Source organism: Streptococcus sp. AM28-20 (genome assembly GCF_003603595.1).
Classification (GTDB): Bacteria; Bacillota; Bacilli; order Lactobacillales; family Streptococcaceae; genus Streptococcus; species Streptococcus ilei.
This window is the reverse complement of sequence record NZ_QTNK01000003.1, coordinates 1-14,736: the sequence shown is the minus strand read 5'-3', so window position 1 is coordinate 14,736 and position 14,736 is coordinate 1. Positions and strand designations below refer to the sequence as shown.

The window sequence follows — 14,736 nt, the reverse complement described above, 5'->3', positions numbered from 1 at the left end:
TTCCCTAATCCCCAACCTTATAGAGGAAAGACCCTTGTTCTGTAAAACTGTACATCCCAGTTCCAGTCCAGAGACGGTCTTTACTTGCATCAGAGTCATCATGAAAGACGACTTCTCCATTTTCGTCCGTTTGATCATCAATCGTAAGCCCGGCAGGGATGAATTCCATTAAAAATCCACCTGTGATTCCTCCGTAAACTCCTCCCGAAACAGTCCCATAATCCGTCAAGGAGAGACCGTAAGATTCATATTCGTTAGAGACCAAACCATTTTGATCAAAGACCAATTTATTTCCCTTATCATCTTGCCAGACACCAGCTACGCTACTATAATCCCCTTGAGCGATTGCTTCAATATCCATCTTTGTTTTCTCTTTCTTATCACTCGAACTTTCAGATTTCTTTGTTTCACTAGTAACTGAGCTAGCCTTCGATTGACGAACCGTACTTTCTTTACTTTCAGACCCTGTCTCCTGCTTTTTCTCACCGCAGGCTCCAAGGAAAAACAGTAGAGCAGAAAGCAACAATAACAAACGATACTTTTTCATCATGAATCTCCCTAATTCAAACTATTCTATAAACCTAATTTTATCCTTTTTCTAGCAAATTGACAAGTTTCTTTTACTATCAAAAAATGAGGCTGGGACAAAAGTCCTAGCCTCTCAATTGTCTTTGGATTGTTGAGCAAGACGCAGTGGTTGAGTGGGCTCTACTACGCTGATTTCATCAGCTTTTACAGCCCTACTCAACTGTGCAGAGGTGGGACGACGAAATCGAATTCTAACGAATGACCGATTTCTGTCCCACTCTCTTCTCTATTTGATTAATGGGCTAACATTTCCTGTGCAATTTCAAATCCGGATAAGTCACTTGGATAGTAAGTAGGCCAATTTTCCAATTCATTGTAAAGAGCCTCTTGGCTTTCCCCACCGAAGAAAATATGGAAGTGAGCTGCCTTATTGGGAGCAATTTGATGATCACTAAATTGAACATACTTGAATTCACCCGCATTCGGATCAGTTGCTTCAAAGAGATAACGCACTCCACGATTCCCTTTTGTATAGGTCAGCGTATGCTTCCCTGCGTAGCGGTATTCGAACTTCTTCTCTTCTCCATTCTTATAGAAGGTCATGGTTTTGTCGGTAATGACAATCCGTTCGACATCCGTTTTATAGCCTGTGGTGTAGTAAGCTTTATACTCTTCAGCTGTTTTGGACTTGGTTAGTTTAGCTTTGTAATCAAAAACTTGATCCAAGGTGCCATCTTTTAGATAAGGATACACAGATTGCCAGTCTCCCGCATAGTCTGAGAGAGTTCGGTCCTTGATAGCACTGTCTTCAAAGTAGCCATTGGCTACTGTTTTGGTGTCTTCTTCCTCTTCTGGAGCGATTTCCTTCCCTGCCTGAGTCGTTGTTAACTCTAAAGACTTGAGGTTGGCTCCCATGATAGAGATGTAGTCTTCACCATCTTTCATCTGCTCATCTGTCAAGCTCTCTAGTGGATTCAAAACAGCTAGATCTACACCGGTTTCAGCAGACAAGGTTTTCGATAAGGATTTAGAAGCATTTTCTTCAAAGTAGATAACCTTGATATCGTTCTTCTTGATGTACTCTGTCAATTCACTCAAACGACTCGCAGACGGCTCACTATCCGGTGATAAACCTGAAATAGAGACTTGATTCAAGCCATAGTCCAAGGCCAAATAACGGAAAGCCGCGTGCTGCGTTACAAAGTTTTTCTGTTTCGCTGCAGATAGGCTCTTCGTATAGCTGTCATCCAATTTTTTCAACTTAGCAATATAAGCGTCCGCATTAGCTGTAAAGCTATCTTTTTTATCTGGGTACTGTTTCACCAGTTGATCACGAATCGTTTCCACCATTTTAATGGCTCTCTGTGGAGACAGCCAGACATGGGGATCGTAGTCATGATGGTGTTCTTCCCCTCCCTCATGGTCATGCTCTTCTTCACCACCTGGTAAAAGAAGCATATTTTCAGTCGCTTTGACAACCTTGGTTTTCTTGCCATCCATTGATTTCAACAACTGAGGCACCCAAGTTTCCATGTTCTCGTTCTCATAGACAAAGACATCTGACTCTTGAATTTTTGCGCGACCTTTGGCAGACAATTCAAAATCATGGGGTTCCGAACCAGACCCAATCAAGAGCTCCACATCTCCCTCGTCTCCGATGACTTGCTTAGTAAATTCATAGACAGGATAGAAAGTAGTCATGACTTTCAATTTCCCTGACTGATTTTGACCGCCACTACAAGCTACTAAAAGAAGACTACAGAAGGCTAACACGAGCCATACAAGTTTTTTCATAAGATCACCTATTTTCTAAATTTAACAAAAAGATTTGAGAGCAAAAAGAAGGATACAAATAAGAGAGTGATGGTCGCACTAACCGGTGTATCCGGATAATAAGAAAGAATGAGACCACTGACCATCCCCACAAAACCAATGACTACTGCCAACAGCATGACTGAACGGAAAGTTTTTCCTAGCTTTAAAGCAATACTAGCTGGCAAGACCATAATAGTAGATACCAACAAGGAGCCTGCAGCCGGGATCATCAAGGCGATAGCCACTCCTGTCACAATATTAAATAGGATAGACATGAGACGTACGGGTAAACCATCTACATAAGCTGTATCCTCGTCAAACGTAAGGATATACATAGGACGAATAAAGAGAACCGTCAAACATAAAACAATCGCCGCAATGACAAACAAAGCTAGCACTTGCTCATCAGTAATAGTCAAGGTGGAACCAAATAGGTACTGATCCAAACTCATGGAACTTTTACCACCACCCTTCATGATCACTAGGGCTAAGGCCAAGCCAGTCGACATGAGAATCGCTGTCCCGATTTCCATAAAATCTTTATAGACTGTTCGTAAATACTCTAGAAATACAGCCGCTATGATTACCACAATGACTGTCGAAATAGTTGGAGAGAAACCAAGGAAGAGGCCAAAAGCGACCCCCGATAGAGAAACGTGACTCAGTGTATCACTCATCAAGCTCTGACGACGCAAAATCAAAAATACACCTAAGATAGGGGAGAAGAGACTCATGGCAACCATCGCCAACAAAGCCCGTTGCATAAAGTCATATTGAAATAAACTAAGCATGCTCCTCACCTCCATCTTTCTCATGGACATTAAAGCAACGCCATGGAGAATTTTGTTTTCTCACCAGGTGAATATTGCGATCCGCGTAATGGCTCACCTCTTCGGGATCATGCGTAATCATTAAAACAGCCTTCCCATGGTGGTGGGCACTGTGGTGCATCAATTCGTAAAACTCATCCTTACTACCAGCATCCATCCCAGTAGTCGGTTCATCCAACACAAAAATATCTGGATCAGACGCAAACATTCGTGCAATGACAGCCCGTTGCTTCTGACCACCGGATAGAGCCCCTAACGGTTTATCACGATGCTCTAACATCCCAACAGAAGATAAACTAGCTAAAATGTGCTCCTCATCATGATGATTTAACCGACGAAACCAGCCCTTACGAGGATAACGTCCCGATTTCACAAACTCATAAACAGAACTTGGAAAGCCAGCATTGAAACTTGCAATTTGTTGCGGAAGATAAGCGATTCGTAATTTTTTACCAGCTAGATTTTCCTTAGCGATTTCAACAGTTCCTACTTTTGGTTTTAAAATTCCAAGACTTGCCTTGATCAAAGTAGATTTAGCAGCACCATTCTCACCCGTCAGGGTCACAAACTCACCACTATCTAAGTAGTAGTTAACTCCTTCAAGAACAGGCTCACGATCATAATAAAAAGAAAGATCTTTTACAGTAATATAACGCATTAACTAAGATCCTCCAATAAGCGCGATAAAAATTTAGAAATAACCTTTTGTTCTTCTTGAGAAAATTCACTCAAAACTTGATTATACACAGCCAAAGTATGATCATGATGATGAGAATGTTCTTCAGCAACCGGACGCCCTAAATCTGTTAACCGATACAAAACAATACGAGCATCTTTCTCGTCCTTCAAAGCTTCTAACATGCCAAAAGAAAGTAATTGCTTAACTGCTTTGGTCACAGCGGCTTGACTAACATTTAGCAATTTAGCAAGCTCTGAATTCGAGTAATTCTCCTTAGATAACAACATCAAAATATGCTCTTGCGTATTGGTTAAAGAAAAACCACTCGTACAGGAACCAATCAAAACTTCATGCTGATTCTCAGAAATAAGTAAAATAGAATTTAAAAAATGATCAATCTGATTAGCAACTTTCATATGTATTTCCTTTCTGTTAACCGGTAAATACTTTACCGGTTAATTATAACACAGTAAAGGAAAGTAGTCAAAGTATTTTCAGAAAACAATGAGAATAAATTTAAGGAATTTATTGGTAACTCACCAGTAAAAATTCAACGAATAAAAGAAAAAGACAAGGTCCGAAAACCTTGTCTTTAATACTATACCGGCGGCCGGGGTCGAACCGGCACGTCCTTGCGGACACTGGATTTTGAGTTCTATGAACCCATTTTTTAAATCTTATAACCTTGATTTAATAGGGTTTTAGAACTTTTGAATCTTGCAAAATAGACTCATTTTTTAAATTTTAGTAACTTTTTGGTAACTCATCTTTCTCTCTTAAATAACTACTTCCATAAATAGTGAGTCAATAATCTTATTTCTCAGTCGTTGATTTCCTTGCCCCATTTGGTCCTAGAATCGCATTAAACGTTCCCTTTTCAAACTGTAGGTGAATATGATCAACCACTAGATGATTTCCATACCGTTTACTGATGTTTTTAGCTGGTAATATCATGTTCTCTCTCCTTTTTGACAGTATCAGTCTAGCAAAAAAGCCGTTTAAAAAACGGCCTTTTGGGATAAGCGGTCAAAATGAGAACCTAAGTGGCAAGATGAAAGTGACAAAAAGAAGAAGAAAATTTAATGCAACCATTCTTTCCCCCATTGATTCAAGTCCTTTAAAATCGGCATCAGCGATTTCCCTTTTCCTGTCAGCTCATATTCTGTATGCTCTGTCATGACTTATAACGCACGTTTTTATATCCTTTTGGCTATCTGTGCGATTTTTTCGAGTTCTTCTTTCCGTTGACGATCACTCATATACTCCACTCGTGTAACTTGTGTCATTTTAACCGGTTTAATACCACAGGGTTTCAAGATTTGAGATTTTAGAACCTTTGCGTAGTCTTGAGAAAAAGGAAGAAAAATTTTTGGCGTATTATGCGTCGTAATGATCCACGCTTTTCCATCTAGTTTCCCCACCGGACCTCGAGGTCCATTCTGATAAGCAAAACCTGCAACAAAAACACGATCAATAAAACCTTTTAAAATAGCTGGCATTCCACTCCACCAAGTAGGGAAAATAAAAATCAACTGATCCGCCCAACTCAATAAATCTCTATATGGTTTCATGTCTTCATTATGCTGTAAATTTCTCCTTTTATGCGTTTCATCAAAACGTAAAACCGGATCAAAGTTTTCTTTATATAAGTCTATTATTTTAACTCTATGCTCTGGTGCTAAATGCTTTTGCACAGTTTGAAGGATTGACGCATTATAACTTGTTTCATTCGGATGTGAATAGATTATTAAAACATTCATCAGCTATCTCCTTTTATATAAATATCAAGCATCGTTCTGACGGTCTTTTGAACATCATTTTCTTTAAAGTTTTCTCCAACAGGACTCCTTACCAATAGAGCCAAACCAGCAATAAAACTCCAAAAATTGATCAATATTTCTGCGTCACTACTAGAAAGATTTTCCTCATCTTTAAGTCTTAACGCTACCGACTTAAAATGTTCAAATCCTGGTAAAGAGGAGTTGACTGAAATAGTTTCCTGGGATAACTCCATATAGTTATATGGAAATTTGATAAATAATGCTTCAAATAGATAGGTTTCCTCTTGGGCAAACCATACAAAGTTACAGCCCATCAGAGTTAGTTGAGTTCTTGCATCTATGGAAGTATCAATTCCAAGTATCATATTTTTCAAAAAGAACATTGATAAGTGTTCCATAACAACTTGAATATATCTATCTTTACTTCCAAAATGCTTATAGGGAGCTCCATGAGTCACCCCACATTTTTGAGCTATTGTACGCATAGACATCCGGTCAATCCCGTTAGTTCTGATTTCTTCAATGCCAACCGAAATTAACTTTTCTTTCAATTCTTCCGTATTCCGTTTCATTTGACCACCTTCCCTTATCAAAGTATACGTTGTCTACTTTTTATAAAGTATACACCGTCTACTTATATTTGTCAAATAAAAAAATACTCAAAACTTAGCTTTAGAGTCCCTAACCTTCTGTTATGTACTCTCCTAAGGAAAGTTTCTAAGAAGATTTTATCTTCAATTAAAAGGCTGAGACTACTGTCCCAGCCTTTTACTCATCCTTATTGACATTGAAACAAAAGCAATACTAAAACGACAAAGACAAGGATAAAACACCTTGTCTTTTTAAAATACTAGCAACTTAGACTAACATAGTTTCAAAGCAAAAACAAACTAATGGCAAAATCTAAATGTCAAATCATTCATTAATCAATTCTTCAATTTCCTTTATCCCTTCAAACTCTCCAACACTTTTGAAAAGTTCTATAGCTCGTTTGAAATGTCTGTTGGATAATTCCGTATCTTTCAAGGCTAAATAGATTTCACCTAACCCTCTATAGCTACAAGCTTGAGAAATCACATCATCTGTATCTAAAGATTGTTCCAATGACAGATTCATGAATGTAAGAGCTTCATCAAGGTTGTTTAATTTAAATCTCACATAGCCTTGTTCGTAGTTATTCACAGCTTTCTTTAAATTATCATTTGGAAAATGCTCTTCAACTATCTTCTCTTCATCTTCAATGAGTTTTAAAGCCTTATGAAAATCACCCTGATCTCTGTAGATCATAGCTAATTGATGTAATCCAATGTGTTCATGTTCTTTATCTTCATTTTGTTGAGCTAATAAAATGTATTTCTCAAAGATACGGGTACACGAGGAATAGTCTTTTTCTGCCAATAATAAATATCCCATCAGATTTAAAAGGCTAAAATCTGTACAGGTATCAATGGAAAAATCTTGTTCAACCAACTTTTTAGCTTCTGATGTTTTTCCCTCCAGAAACAAGTCCCAAGCTGTATCAATTTTAGAGACCATCTATTTCCCCTTTCAACTATAAACAACCTTCATTAAATAAAATTATTCAACAAGAATATACTAATCTCTACCTAATCATGGCCATCCGCTCGATCAGCAAATAAAGCTTTAACATACTGCTTTGTAGCATGGATTCGTTCTTCTATCATCGTTCTTGTCCTTATCATCTCATAGTCATCAATTTTTGCTTTTCCACTTTTATAATATAATTTTATCTGATTCTGTCTGATTAAAACTTTGAAAGTCGGTTAACTACACTCAATTTTCGCATAGTCATCCGAATTCCAAATTTCTTTTCAAGATAATTAGTGTTTAAACGTTTTTTTCGAGCATCACGTGGTAAATATAGGTAACAACACTCGTGACCACCATAGAACTCTTCATCTCCAAAATTCTCTCTACTAAGTTCTGTTAGAGTACTTTCGGGAATCTCTTCGTTAGTAAAAACTAGATGAATACGAGAACTATCATAAGTATTATCAAATGGGTTTTCTTGAATAGCAATCTCTAATTGATTAATTTCTTTGATAATTATTGATAAATCAGCTCCAATTTTATCCAAAATCGTATCATGAACTAACTTTCTGATTTCTTCGTCAGATAACTCTGATTCTAACAGTATATTCCCACTCTGAATATATGTTTGAACATTTAAAAAACCAACTTCTGTTAGGATTTCTACTAAATAAGACATTTTGGGAATTCTATTGGTACCAGTTGGTGTTACTCCACGAAGGAAAATAATCTTTTTCATATTAACTTTCCAATGCATCTTTTTCTAGAGAGTTCATCATTTCGCCATAATATTGAGGATCTCCCGTTGAAAAATAATTAAACCATGCCTCGACTGTAGTTTTTGAATACAGTCCCAACTCCTCGACAATAAACTTAGCCCATAATAAAGAACCGGCTGAACTCGCAGTAATAAGATTTCCGTCTTGAACTGCAATCTCATCTTTATAATAACCATGTCCTTGATAATGTTGGCTCATCTGGCTTAAAAAGAATGAAGCATTACTTGTATGATATCGATTATCTAAAATTCCTTTTTCGGCTAATCCCAAAGTAGCTCCACAGATAGCTCCAACTAAGATATTTTCTTGTAATAGTTTAGAGGCAAGTTCTAAAACGTCATCTTGCTCATTGTTCAACCAACTATCTCCTCCGATAAGCAATAGAGCATCTGTATTTGCAGTATCTATATCATATAGATTAAAATCTGGAACAATTGTCATTCCTCCAGCAGTTTTTATAGACTTTTTCCCTTTAGAAACCGTTAATAATTTTACTTTAGGTTCTCCTAACATAGCCTGTAAACTTAGTGCATGCATCAAATAGCCGTGTTCCCAATCGGCCATAGTATCTTGAACATACATATAAATATTTTTCATAATACTTACTCCTCTTTGATAAATGTTCAAACTATTAATTGTTTTTATTGTATCATATTTTATGTTTCGCTGTAATACCAATATTTTTTACTTCATCAGTAAAATAGCGATTTTTAGACATTGAACAACCTACGGAGGCTCACCGTAGGTTTGTATTTATGTTATCAACTTCTGCAACATTTCAACTATTTGTCCTCAATACCACTGTGTCTCGTTTAAAAGCAGAGTGAAGGACAATGACAAATAGTAGCAACATCTAGAATGAATTTAGAAACTAAAAACAAATCATCAATCTGCATTAAAATAATCATAAACCTCTTTAAAAAGGGTATGCAATATTTCTTGCTCCTCTTCATCTAAATTATTTTCAGAGACTAGCTCATCCAAATACTTAGGTAAAGTAGAATGGTTTTTAATCCCATTCATGACAATTGCAAATTTCAGATCATCTAATTCAGTTTTATTAAACTCTTTTAACTTCTTCAAATCAATTCTAGTGATTGGATGTGGAACAACATCTAGAGTACTGTAAATCGTTTTTCCTAATAAATAATCTGTCGTGGTATCAAATAACTTTGCTAATTTGACAACAGCTTCTAAATTAGGCTCTAGAGTTCCGTTTTCCCAACGAGAATAAGTACCTTGTTGTACATCAATCATCTCAGAAACTTGTACCTGTGTTAACTTCTTACTCTTTCTCAGTTCCTTAAGACGATCTCCAAAAGAAATATTATTAAACATTGTATCCTCTTTAATATTCGATTCTGTATATTTTAGCTTGACAAAATATTCTAAACGGTATAAAATAGAATTATTCCATAAGGAATATTTATTTTAAGATTAAATATTCCATTGAGAATATTATAGCATAAAAGGAGGTAAAAGCGTATGTAACTAGTAGTCGATTTAAAAAATTTTAATAAAGGAGGTAAGATTCGACAAAATAAAAAATCTTGAAACAAATGTGCCGTTCGTTCCAAGATCAAAACATATTATGTAACAATTATACCACAGAAAACTCTTCAGTTGCACAAGAAAATTTCGGAGGTTTCACAAAAAGATGACCAATAAAGAGTTAGTCAATCAAATTTCTGGCCTAAACTCTACCTCTACTCTTAAAAATTGGATTCAACTGATTAAAGAAATAAGTGGCAAGGAATTTAAGAAAATTAAAGTTCCTATCAGTAGAAATCCCAGAACTCATCAATTAAGTTATACAGTTGCCTATGACTTTACAGACGAAGACCTTAGACAATTTCAAAAGTTAGCTAAACTAAAACTTGAAATAGGTCTAAAAGAGGCGATACAAGCCGTATTTGGGAGTCTAGCAGACAATGAGCATGAATCCCTAAACCAAGTAATAGATGAGCTCTACGATGAACTGAGCGCCCTAAAACAGGAATTTAAGCGAGAAATGCGACTGATAAAAATTGAGAATAGCAACCTAAAAAAGAAAATCCAAGATATTGAAGAGTCGATGCAAACCGGCTTACTAGGGTTTGTTAACAAGAGGTCAAAAAAATAGGTTCGGCTAATAGCGAGTTTTCGGCTGAGCCATGAGGCAGAAAGCCGAAAATGAGCGTATATGCGGACGGACCATTTTTGACCGATAGGGTGTGTAGTAACACCACCCTCTGCAAGTTAGGTGTGCCATCGAAAGAATTCAGTATTACCAAGGGTTTTGGAGATTTCAAGGGTGGCAAAATTAGGCAAAAAGTTGAATCAAAATCTATGGCAAAAAATGAGCATTTACGTTCTGTATTTGACTGGATTCAAATTCAGTTTGATAAGACTGAATTTTCGCCAAAAGAAATAATCGAAGATATCCTATTTCTTGACTTTGACCTATTTATTGAGAATAAGGGGAGCCTTAAATACTATAACTATGATAGCCAGCTTCATTATGGGAATATACGTATCTACTATGGAGCGAAAGAGTCGTCCTACATGCTTGTCATGTCAGGACAGGCACTTGAATTCTATAGAGATATGGTATTAGATCCAAATAGTCTATCCGAAAGACAGTTTCTGGACAACCTCTACTACAATTACAATCGTTTTTCAATCAGACGAATTGATATTGCAATAGATGATTTTAATGAAACACCCTATTTCACTCCTAATCAACTTCTAAAGATCTGTCAGAAGAAACGCTTTATATATGGAAAAAGCACCTACTACAACACCTATGGAGATGAAACAATCGGTCAGACCTTATATTTAAGAAAACCAAATGATGATGAAAGACTTAGAATTTACGATAAGCGCTTAGAACGAGCTGAGAAGCTCGGTATCAGCAAGCGGTATATAGAAAATTGGATAAGAACTGAGTTAGAACTTAGGAAAGAAAAAGCTCACTACTTCATTCAAGAATGGTTGCATTCGGAAATAGATCTTCTCAACTTTACCAAGGGATATCTCAAAGAAAAAGTGAGGTTCTATAGTGATAGTCACTTCTCAAAACCTTTGAGATCTTGGGAAAAGTTTTTAGGTCACTCAAAACCTGTCTCTATCATTATTTCAAAACCAAAAACAGAACTAGAACAAAAATTAGAATGGTTTACCTATAAAGGTTCTGGAGCTATTCTAAAAGCGTATAAATTTCTATACGACAATAACTTACTGCATGAGTATGAGAAGTCTAACTATCTCGCACTCAACAATATGGAATATCCACCAGATTTAGCAAGTGGATTAATAGAAAGGGCAATTCTCTTTAAAAGAGAAGATTTGATCCCTATAATCAAAGAAAATATCAAAAGGAGAAATTAATTATGGCAAAAATGCTTTCACAAAATGACTGGAATTTTAATAACATTGGAACAAAATTTGAATTGGATGAAGTTATTCCAAAATTTGAAACAGAAGTCCGAGCAGATGCAAACGGAGAGATTATCAAAAACCGAGATGGTAGCGAAAGACGTTTTAATACCGATAAAACCATTGGTTGGAAATACAATGTAACAATCAAGGATGGACAATTCAAAAAGAAATCAACCCAAGTCTCAGTAGACAATCCAGATGCCTTGGTTGATAATGACTATATCCAAGCAATGGATGAAGTCCCAGTAACATTTGACAATTTACAAGCTACTATGATTAGCACGACAATGTATTACAAGGCAGATGCTATCCATTTAGTAGATGTAAAACAAAAATAAGAAAAAGACAAGGGGAGATACCCCTCCCCTTACTTAATCTATTTAGAAAAGGAGATCACATGATTAAAACTGTAACAAAAGATGACCTTATCGAACTAGGATTTGCTCCAGGAACTGCAAGAAAGATTATCCATACCGGCAAGGTACTATTAGTGAATCGTGGTTTTAACATCTACGATAACAAACGGATTGGTACAATTCCAGCTAGTGTCGCTGAAGAGCTATTAGGAATTGAACTCCAGAAAGAAGCGTAGCTTATGGCTTTACGTAAAAGTAGAGACGGAACTTGGATTGTCGATGTTTCCAATGGTATAAATCCAATATCTCTAAAACAACGTAGAATTGTAAGAAAAGGATTCAAAACTAAAAAAGAAGCATTGGAGGCCGAACAATACTTACGAAGTGTCGAACTTAAAGAAAAAAGTTTCAACTCAAAAATATAAATTGATATCCTTTATGATCTCTTAAAAGAAGAGGATAAAATAAACAACAGAAAACAAAGCTATATAGATACACAAGAAAACAACTATAACAGGCATATAAAAAAATATTTTGAAAAAGTTGATGATGTAGCTAAATTAACTTATGAAGATATCTATCAATTCAGAGAACATCTAAGAGATAAAAATGCTCAAAACTCGGAAAAGAAGCTAAGTCCAAATACTATTAATAAAATTATAATTTTACTAAAGAAAATTCTGGATGTTGGATTAAGAAAGGGATTTTACAAGGAACATCCTGTAGGAATGCTAAAAAAATTACCAATAGAAAAAGCAAAATTAAATTTCTGGACAATAAAAGAATTCAAGCACTTCTTAACACTATTTAACGACGATGAATACAATATCAAATTACTATTCACTGTTCTATTTTTTACTGGTCTAAGACTGGGAGAAGCTCTTGCTCTAACGTGGAAGGATATAGAGTTTTCAACAAATACAATCCATGTAAGTAAATCAGTATACGTTAAAAAAGGTGAAGAACACATTAGTAGTACAAAGACAAAAGCTGGAACCCGAAGAATCATCATGAACGCCAAACTAGTGGAGACACTAGAAGACTGGAAACAGATACAGCATGAGAGATTGAAAGAATTTACAACTAACCTAGATGATCTACAGATATTTCAAAATAGCCCTATTACAATAACTAAAGATTCAATCGAAAAACAATATAAAAAAATATTGCAAAGAAATAGCACTTTAAAAAAGATAAGAATTCATGACTTTAGGCATTCACATGCTTCACTGCTAATAAATCAAGGAGAAGATTATCTTGTCGTAAAAGAAAGATTAGGACATGCTTCTATAACTACAACAATAGATACATACTCTCATTTGTATCCAAGCAAGCAACAAAAATTAGCGGATAAATTAGATGATTTATTATAAAAAAATGTAAAACTTCTAAGAATATAGTGGACTATTATACTAAAATATGATATATTCAAATTGGTAAAAAGATTGCAGGAATAATTCATTGCAAATCCAAATAAGAAGGCAATAAAAAGTAGGTTTTAAAATAATAAAATAAAGGAGTTAACAATAAATAAATTAATTTGAATATATTTAATAATCACATAAAATTAATTTTTTATAACTGTATCTAACACAGAATAGAATTTGGTTAAACCATACGCTTACTATTGTTAAAAGTAAAATTTTTATGATAATACTTGATAAATAACTATCTTGTATTTATTAAAAGTAATTTTTATATATTATATACCTACATATAGTTTTCTTTCCTCGTCCATCGGGCGGGGTTTTTTGTAAAAAAAAACAGAGCCCTTACCTGCTCTGCGTGATAATTCTTAATTTTTTGCCCTAAATGCTAGCTGAAAAATAAATCAATAGCTTTGATGATATAATGGGCAATAATTTTGGCTAAAATTGGCCAAGAGAATTTAAAAATCATCTGGTAAAAAGACTGCATTCTCTTAAAATTCATAGCAACTCCTTTCCAGGAGACCTCACACTATGAAAAAAAATGGGTAAGCAAAAATATTTCCACAGTAGCCAATTAAGAAATATAATCAACTAAAATACTAATAGTATCCGACTTCCTCTAGACATCCCACCCTACCACCTATATAACTATTCTACACTAAAAAGTTAATCAAAACAATATATAAACTAATTAAAAGCATAAAATGTGACATAAGAGGTAAGGGAAGATAAACTTGAAACTTTGAAATAGGAAATTAATATACTAATAAAAATTTATTCCTACTCATTATCCCTTATATAAAAAGACCAATGTTTGGAAGATAGTATTAATCATCAAAAAATCTATTAATAAAATCATGATTAGTGAAAGAAACGTTAACAAGTATTGATTTCTCTTTTAATAATTTTTGATTACTTTTTTGCTTGTTCAACTTCAATCTTTGAATAATTTACTTGTTTATTTAGCATGGAAATAATACTAAAAAATATAATTCAATTTTATATTTTTAAATAAAACGAATCAAGATTAAAAACAAAATATCATGAATATTTCTTTCAAAAGTTAAAAAAAAAATATAAGTAATTTTAAGTAACTCTGAGAGAAAAAATTGCAAGAAGAAATAAAAAGACAAGGTTCGAAAACCTTGTCTCTTAAACTATACCGGCGGCCGGGGTCGAACCGGCACGTCCTTGCGGACACTGGATTTTGAGTCCAGCGCGTCTGCCAATTCCGCCACGCCGGCAAAGTATAACTGGGGTAGCTGGATTCGAACCAACGCATGAGGGAGTCAAAGTCCCTTGCCTTACCGCTTGGCTATACCCCAATAATATAAAATAGGCGAGTGATGGGGATCGAACCCACGCATGCCAGAGCCACAATCTGGTGTGTTAACCACTTCACCACACCCGCCATATTCTTATACACGGGCAGTAGGAATTGAACCCACACTGAAGGTTTTGGAGACCTTAGTTCTACCTTTAAACTATGCCCGTAAAGGATGGAAGGGGAGGGATTCGAACCCCCGAACCCGAAGGAGCGGATTTACAGTCCGCCGCGTTTAGCCTC

The 14,736-nt window shown here is 35.4% G+C and carries 15 protein-coding genes, 4 tRNA genes and 4 pseudogenes; 5 read left to right on the top strand and 18 right to left on the bottom strand.

What is annotated here, in order from left to right:
• Positions 1 to 4: 4 nt before the first annotated feature.
• The 14 genes and pseudogenes from DW738_RS08090 to DW738_RS08025 all read right to left on the bottom strand — a co-directional run bounded on the left by DW738_RS08090 (position 5) and on the right by DW738_RS08025 (position 9,301).
• Positions 5 to 550 (bottom strand): DUF6287 domain-containing protein, encoded by a 546-nt coding sequence (locus DW738_RS08090; RefSeq protein WP_123160777.1) that lies wholly within the window; start codon positions 548 to 550, stop codon positions 5 to 7.
• Between the two features lie 272 nt (positions 551 to 822).
• Positions 823 to 2,322, bottom strand: a complete 1,500-nt coding sequence (locus DW738_RS08085; protein WP_023022056.1) for a zinc ABC transporter substrate-binding protein AdcA — start codon at positions 2,320 to 2,322, stop codon at positions 823 to 825.
• Positions 2,323 to 2,330: 8 nt separating this feature from the next.
• Positions 2,331 to 3,134, bottom strand: a complete 804-nt coding sequence (locus tag DW738_RS08080; RefSeq protein WP_023022055.1) for a metal ABC transporter permease — start codon at positions 3,132 to 3,134, stop codon at positions 2,331 to 2,333.
• Positions 3,127 to 3,831 (bottom strand): metal ABC transporter ATP-binding protein, encoded by a 705-nt coding sequence (locus DW738_RS08075; RefSeq protein WP_123160776.1) that lies wholly within the window; start codon positions 3,829 to 3,831, stop codon positions 3,127 to 3,129. The genes DW738_RS08080 and DW738_RS08075 overlap by 8 nt, the downstream gene beginning before the upstream one ends.
• Entirely contained in the window at positions 3,831 to 4,268 is a 438-nt protein-coding gene (locus tag DW738_RS08070) for a zinc-dependent MarR family transcriptional regulator (RefSeq protein WP_123160775.1), read from the bottom strand. Before DW738_RS08070 ends, DW738_RS08075 begins: the two co-directional genes overlap by 1 nt.
• A 406-nt stretch (positions 4,269 to 4,674) precedes the next feature.
• Positions 4,675 to 4,806 (bottom strand): annotated as a pseudogene (locus DW738_RS08065) (ABC transporter ATP-binding protein); the annotation flags it as partial.
• A 125-nt stretch (positions 4,807 to 4,931) separates the two neighbouring features.
• Positions 4,932 to 5,021, bottom strand: a pseudogene (locus DW738_RS08060) (winged helix-turn-helix transcriptional regulator); the annotation flags it as partial.
• 27 nt (positions 5,022 to 5,048) lie between these two features.
• Positions 5,049 to 5,612, bottom strand: a complete 564-nt coding sequence (locus DW738_RS08055; RefSeq protein WP_120701374.1) for an NAD(P)H-dependent oxidoreductase — start codon at positions 5,610 to 5,612, stop codon at positions 5,049 to 5,051.
• On the bottom strand, positions 5,612 to 6,205 hold the full coding sequence (locus DW738_RS08050; protein ID WP_120701375.1) for a TetR/AcrR family transcriptional regulator: 594 nt from the start codon (positions 6,203 to 6,205) through the stop codon (positions 5,612 to 5,614). Before DW738_RS08050 ends, DW738_RS08055 begins: the two co-directional genes overlap by 1 nt.
• 343 nt (positions 6,206 to 6,548) lie before the next feature.
• On the bottom strand, positions 6,549 to 7,169 hold the full coding sequence (locus DW738_RS08045) for a tetratricopeptide repeat protein (RefSeq protein WP_123160774.1): 621 nt from the start codon (positions 7,167 to 7,169) through the stop codon (positions 6,549 to 6,551).
• Positions 7,170 to 7,243: 74 nt separating this feature from the next.
• Positions 7,244 to 7,318: pseudogene (locus tag DW738_RS10475) on the bottom strand (phosphohydrolase); the annotation flags it as partial.
• A gap of 80 nt (positions 7,319 to 7,398) precedes the next feature.
• Positions 7,399 to 7,923, bottom strand: a complete 525-nt coding sequence (locus DW738_RS08035; protein WP_123160773.1) for a DUF1697 domain-containing protein — start codon at positions 7,921 to 7,923, stop codon at positions 7,399 to 7,401.
• Position 7,924: 1 nt separating this feature from the next.
• Positions 7,925 to 8,560 (bottom strand): DJ-1/PfpI family protein, encoded by a 636-nt coding sequence (locus DW738_RS08030; RefSeq protein ID WP_123160772.1) that lies wholly within the window; start codon positions 8,558 to 8,560, stop codon positions 7,925 to 7,927.
• 288 nt (positions 8,561 to 8,848) lie between these two features.
• Positions 8,849 to 9,301: a helix-turn-helix transcriptional regulator gene (locus DW738_RS08025; RefSeq protein ID WP_123160771.1), complete on the bottom strand. Its 453-nt coding sequence runs from the start codon at positions 9,299 to 9,301 to the stop codon at positions 8,849 to 8,851.
• Between the two features lie 319 nt (positions 9,302 to 9,620).
• On the opposite strand from DW738_RS08025, the gene DW738_RS08020 reads away from it, so the two are divergent.
• From DW738_RS08020 to DW738_RS08000, 5 genes and pseudogenes are all read left to right on the top strand, one after another.
• Positions 9,621 to 10,085, top strand: coding sequence for a hypothetical protein (locus DW738_RS08020; protein WP_123160770.1), 465 nt, complete (start codon positions 9,621 to 9,623; stop codon positions 10,083 to 10,085).
• Between the two features lie 50 nt (positions 10,086 to 10,135).
• Entirely contained in the window at positions 10,136 to 11,332 is a 1,197-nt protein-coding gene (locus DW738_RS08015) for a replication initiation factor domain-containing protein (protein WP_123160769.1), read from the top strand.
• A gap of 2 nt (positions 11,333 to 11,334) precedes the next feature.
• Entirely contained in the window at positions 11,335 to 11,721 is a 387-nt protein-coding gene (locus DW738_RS08010; RefSeq protein WP_123160768.1) for a hypothetical protein, read from the top strand.
• A 59-nt stretch (positions 11,722 to 11,780) separates the two neighbouring features.
• Positions 11,781 to 11,975 (top strand): DUF3173 domain-containing protein, encoded by a 195-nt coding sequence (locus tag DW738_RS08005; RefSeq protein WP_021144813.1) that lies wholly within the window; start codon positions 11,781 to 11,783, stop codon positions 11,973 to 11,975.
• A 3-nt stretch (positions 11,976 to 11,978) separates the two neighbouring features.
• Positions 11,979 to 13,112, top strand: a pseudogene (locus DW738_RS08000) (site-specific integrase).
• A gap of 1,217 nt (positions 13,113 to 14,329) precedes the next feature.
• Here DW738_RS08000 and DW738_RS07995 read toward each other — a convergent pair.
• From DW738_RS07995 to DW738_RS07980, 4 genes are all read right to left on the bottom strand, one after another.
• A tRNA-Leu gene (locus tag DW738_RS07995) sits at positions 14,330 to 14,413 on the bottom strand.
• A 9-nt stretch (positions 14,414 to 14,422) separates the two neighbouring features.
• A tRNA-Gln gene (locus DW738_RS07990) sits at positions 14,423 to 14,494 on the bottom strand.
• Between the two features lie 13 nt (positions 14,495 to 14,507).
• Positions 14,508 to 14,580, bottom strand: a tRNA-His gene (locus DW738_RS07985).
• 12 nt (positions 14,581 to 14,592) lie between these two features.
• A tRNA-Trp gene (locus DW738_RS07980) sits at positions 14,593 to 14,663 on the bottom strand.
• Positions 14,664 to 14,736: the final 73 nt, after the last annotated feature.

Excerpts from the sequence above, each read along its gene's own strand:
- DW738_RS08090 (WP_123160777.1), bottom strand. The coding sequence starts at position 550 with ATGATGAAAAAGTATCGTTTGTTATTGTTGCTTTCTGCTCTACTGTTT.
- DW738_RS08085 (WP_023022056.1), bottom strand. The coding sequence starts at position 2,322 with ATGAAAAAACTTGTATGGCTCGTGTTAGCCTTCTGTAGTCTTCTTTTA.
- DW738_RS08080 (WP_023022055.1), bottom strand. The coding sequence starts at position 3,134 with ATGCTTAGTTTATTTCAATATGACTTTATGCAACGGGCTTTGTTGGCG.
- DW738_RS08075 (WP_123160776.1), bottom strand. The coding sequence starts at position 3,831 with ATGCGTTATATTACTGTAAAAGATCTTTCTTTTTATTATGATCGTGAG.
- DW738_RS08070 (WP_123160775.1), bottom strand. The coding sequence starts at position 4,268 with ATGAAAGTTGCTAATCAGATTGATCATTTTTTAAATTCTATTTTACTT.
- DW738_RS08055 (WP_120701374.1), bottom strand. The coding sequence starts at position 5,612 with ATGAATGTTTTAATAATCTATTCACATCCGAATGAAACAAGTTATAAT.
- DW738_RS08050 (WP_120701375.1), bottom strand. The coding sequence starts at position 6,205 with ATGAAACGGAATACGGAAGAATTGAAAGAAAAGTTAATTTCGGTTGGC.
- DW738_RS08045 (WP_123160774.1), bottom strand. The coding sequence starts at position 7,169 with ATGGTCTCTAAAATTGATACAGCTTGGGACTTGTTTCTGGAGGGAAAA.
- DW738_RS08035 (WP_123160773.1), bottom strand. The coding sequence starts at position 7,923 with ATGAAAAAGATTATTTTCCTTCGTGGAGTAACACCAACTGGTACCAAT.
- DW738_RS08030 (WP_123160772.1), bottom strand. The coding sequence starts at position 8,560 with ATGAAAAATATTTATATGTATGTTCAAGATACTATGGCCGATTGGGAA.
- DW738_RS08025 (WP_123160771.1), bottom strand. The coding sequence starts at position 9,301 with ATGTTTAATAATATTTCTTTTGGAGATCGTCTTAAGGAACTGAGAAAG.
- DW738_RS08020 (WP_123160770.1), top strand. The coding sequence starts at position 9,621 with ATGACCAATAAAGAGTTAGTCAATCAAATTTCTGGCCTAAACTCTACC.
- DW738_RS08015 (WP_123160769.1), top strand. The coding sequence starts at position 10,136 with ATGAGCGTATATGCGGACGGACCATTTTTGACCGATAGGGTGTGTAGT.
- DW738_RS08010 (WP_123160768.1), top strand. The coding sequence starts at position 11,335 with ATGGCAAAAATGCTTTCACAAAATGACTGGAATTTTAATAACATTGGA.
- DW738_RS08005 (WP_021144813.1), top strand. The coding sequence starts at position 11,781 with ATGATTAAAACTGTAACAAAAGATGACCTTATCGAACTAGGATTTGCT.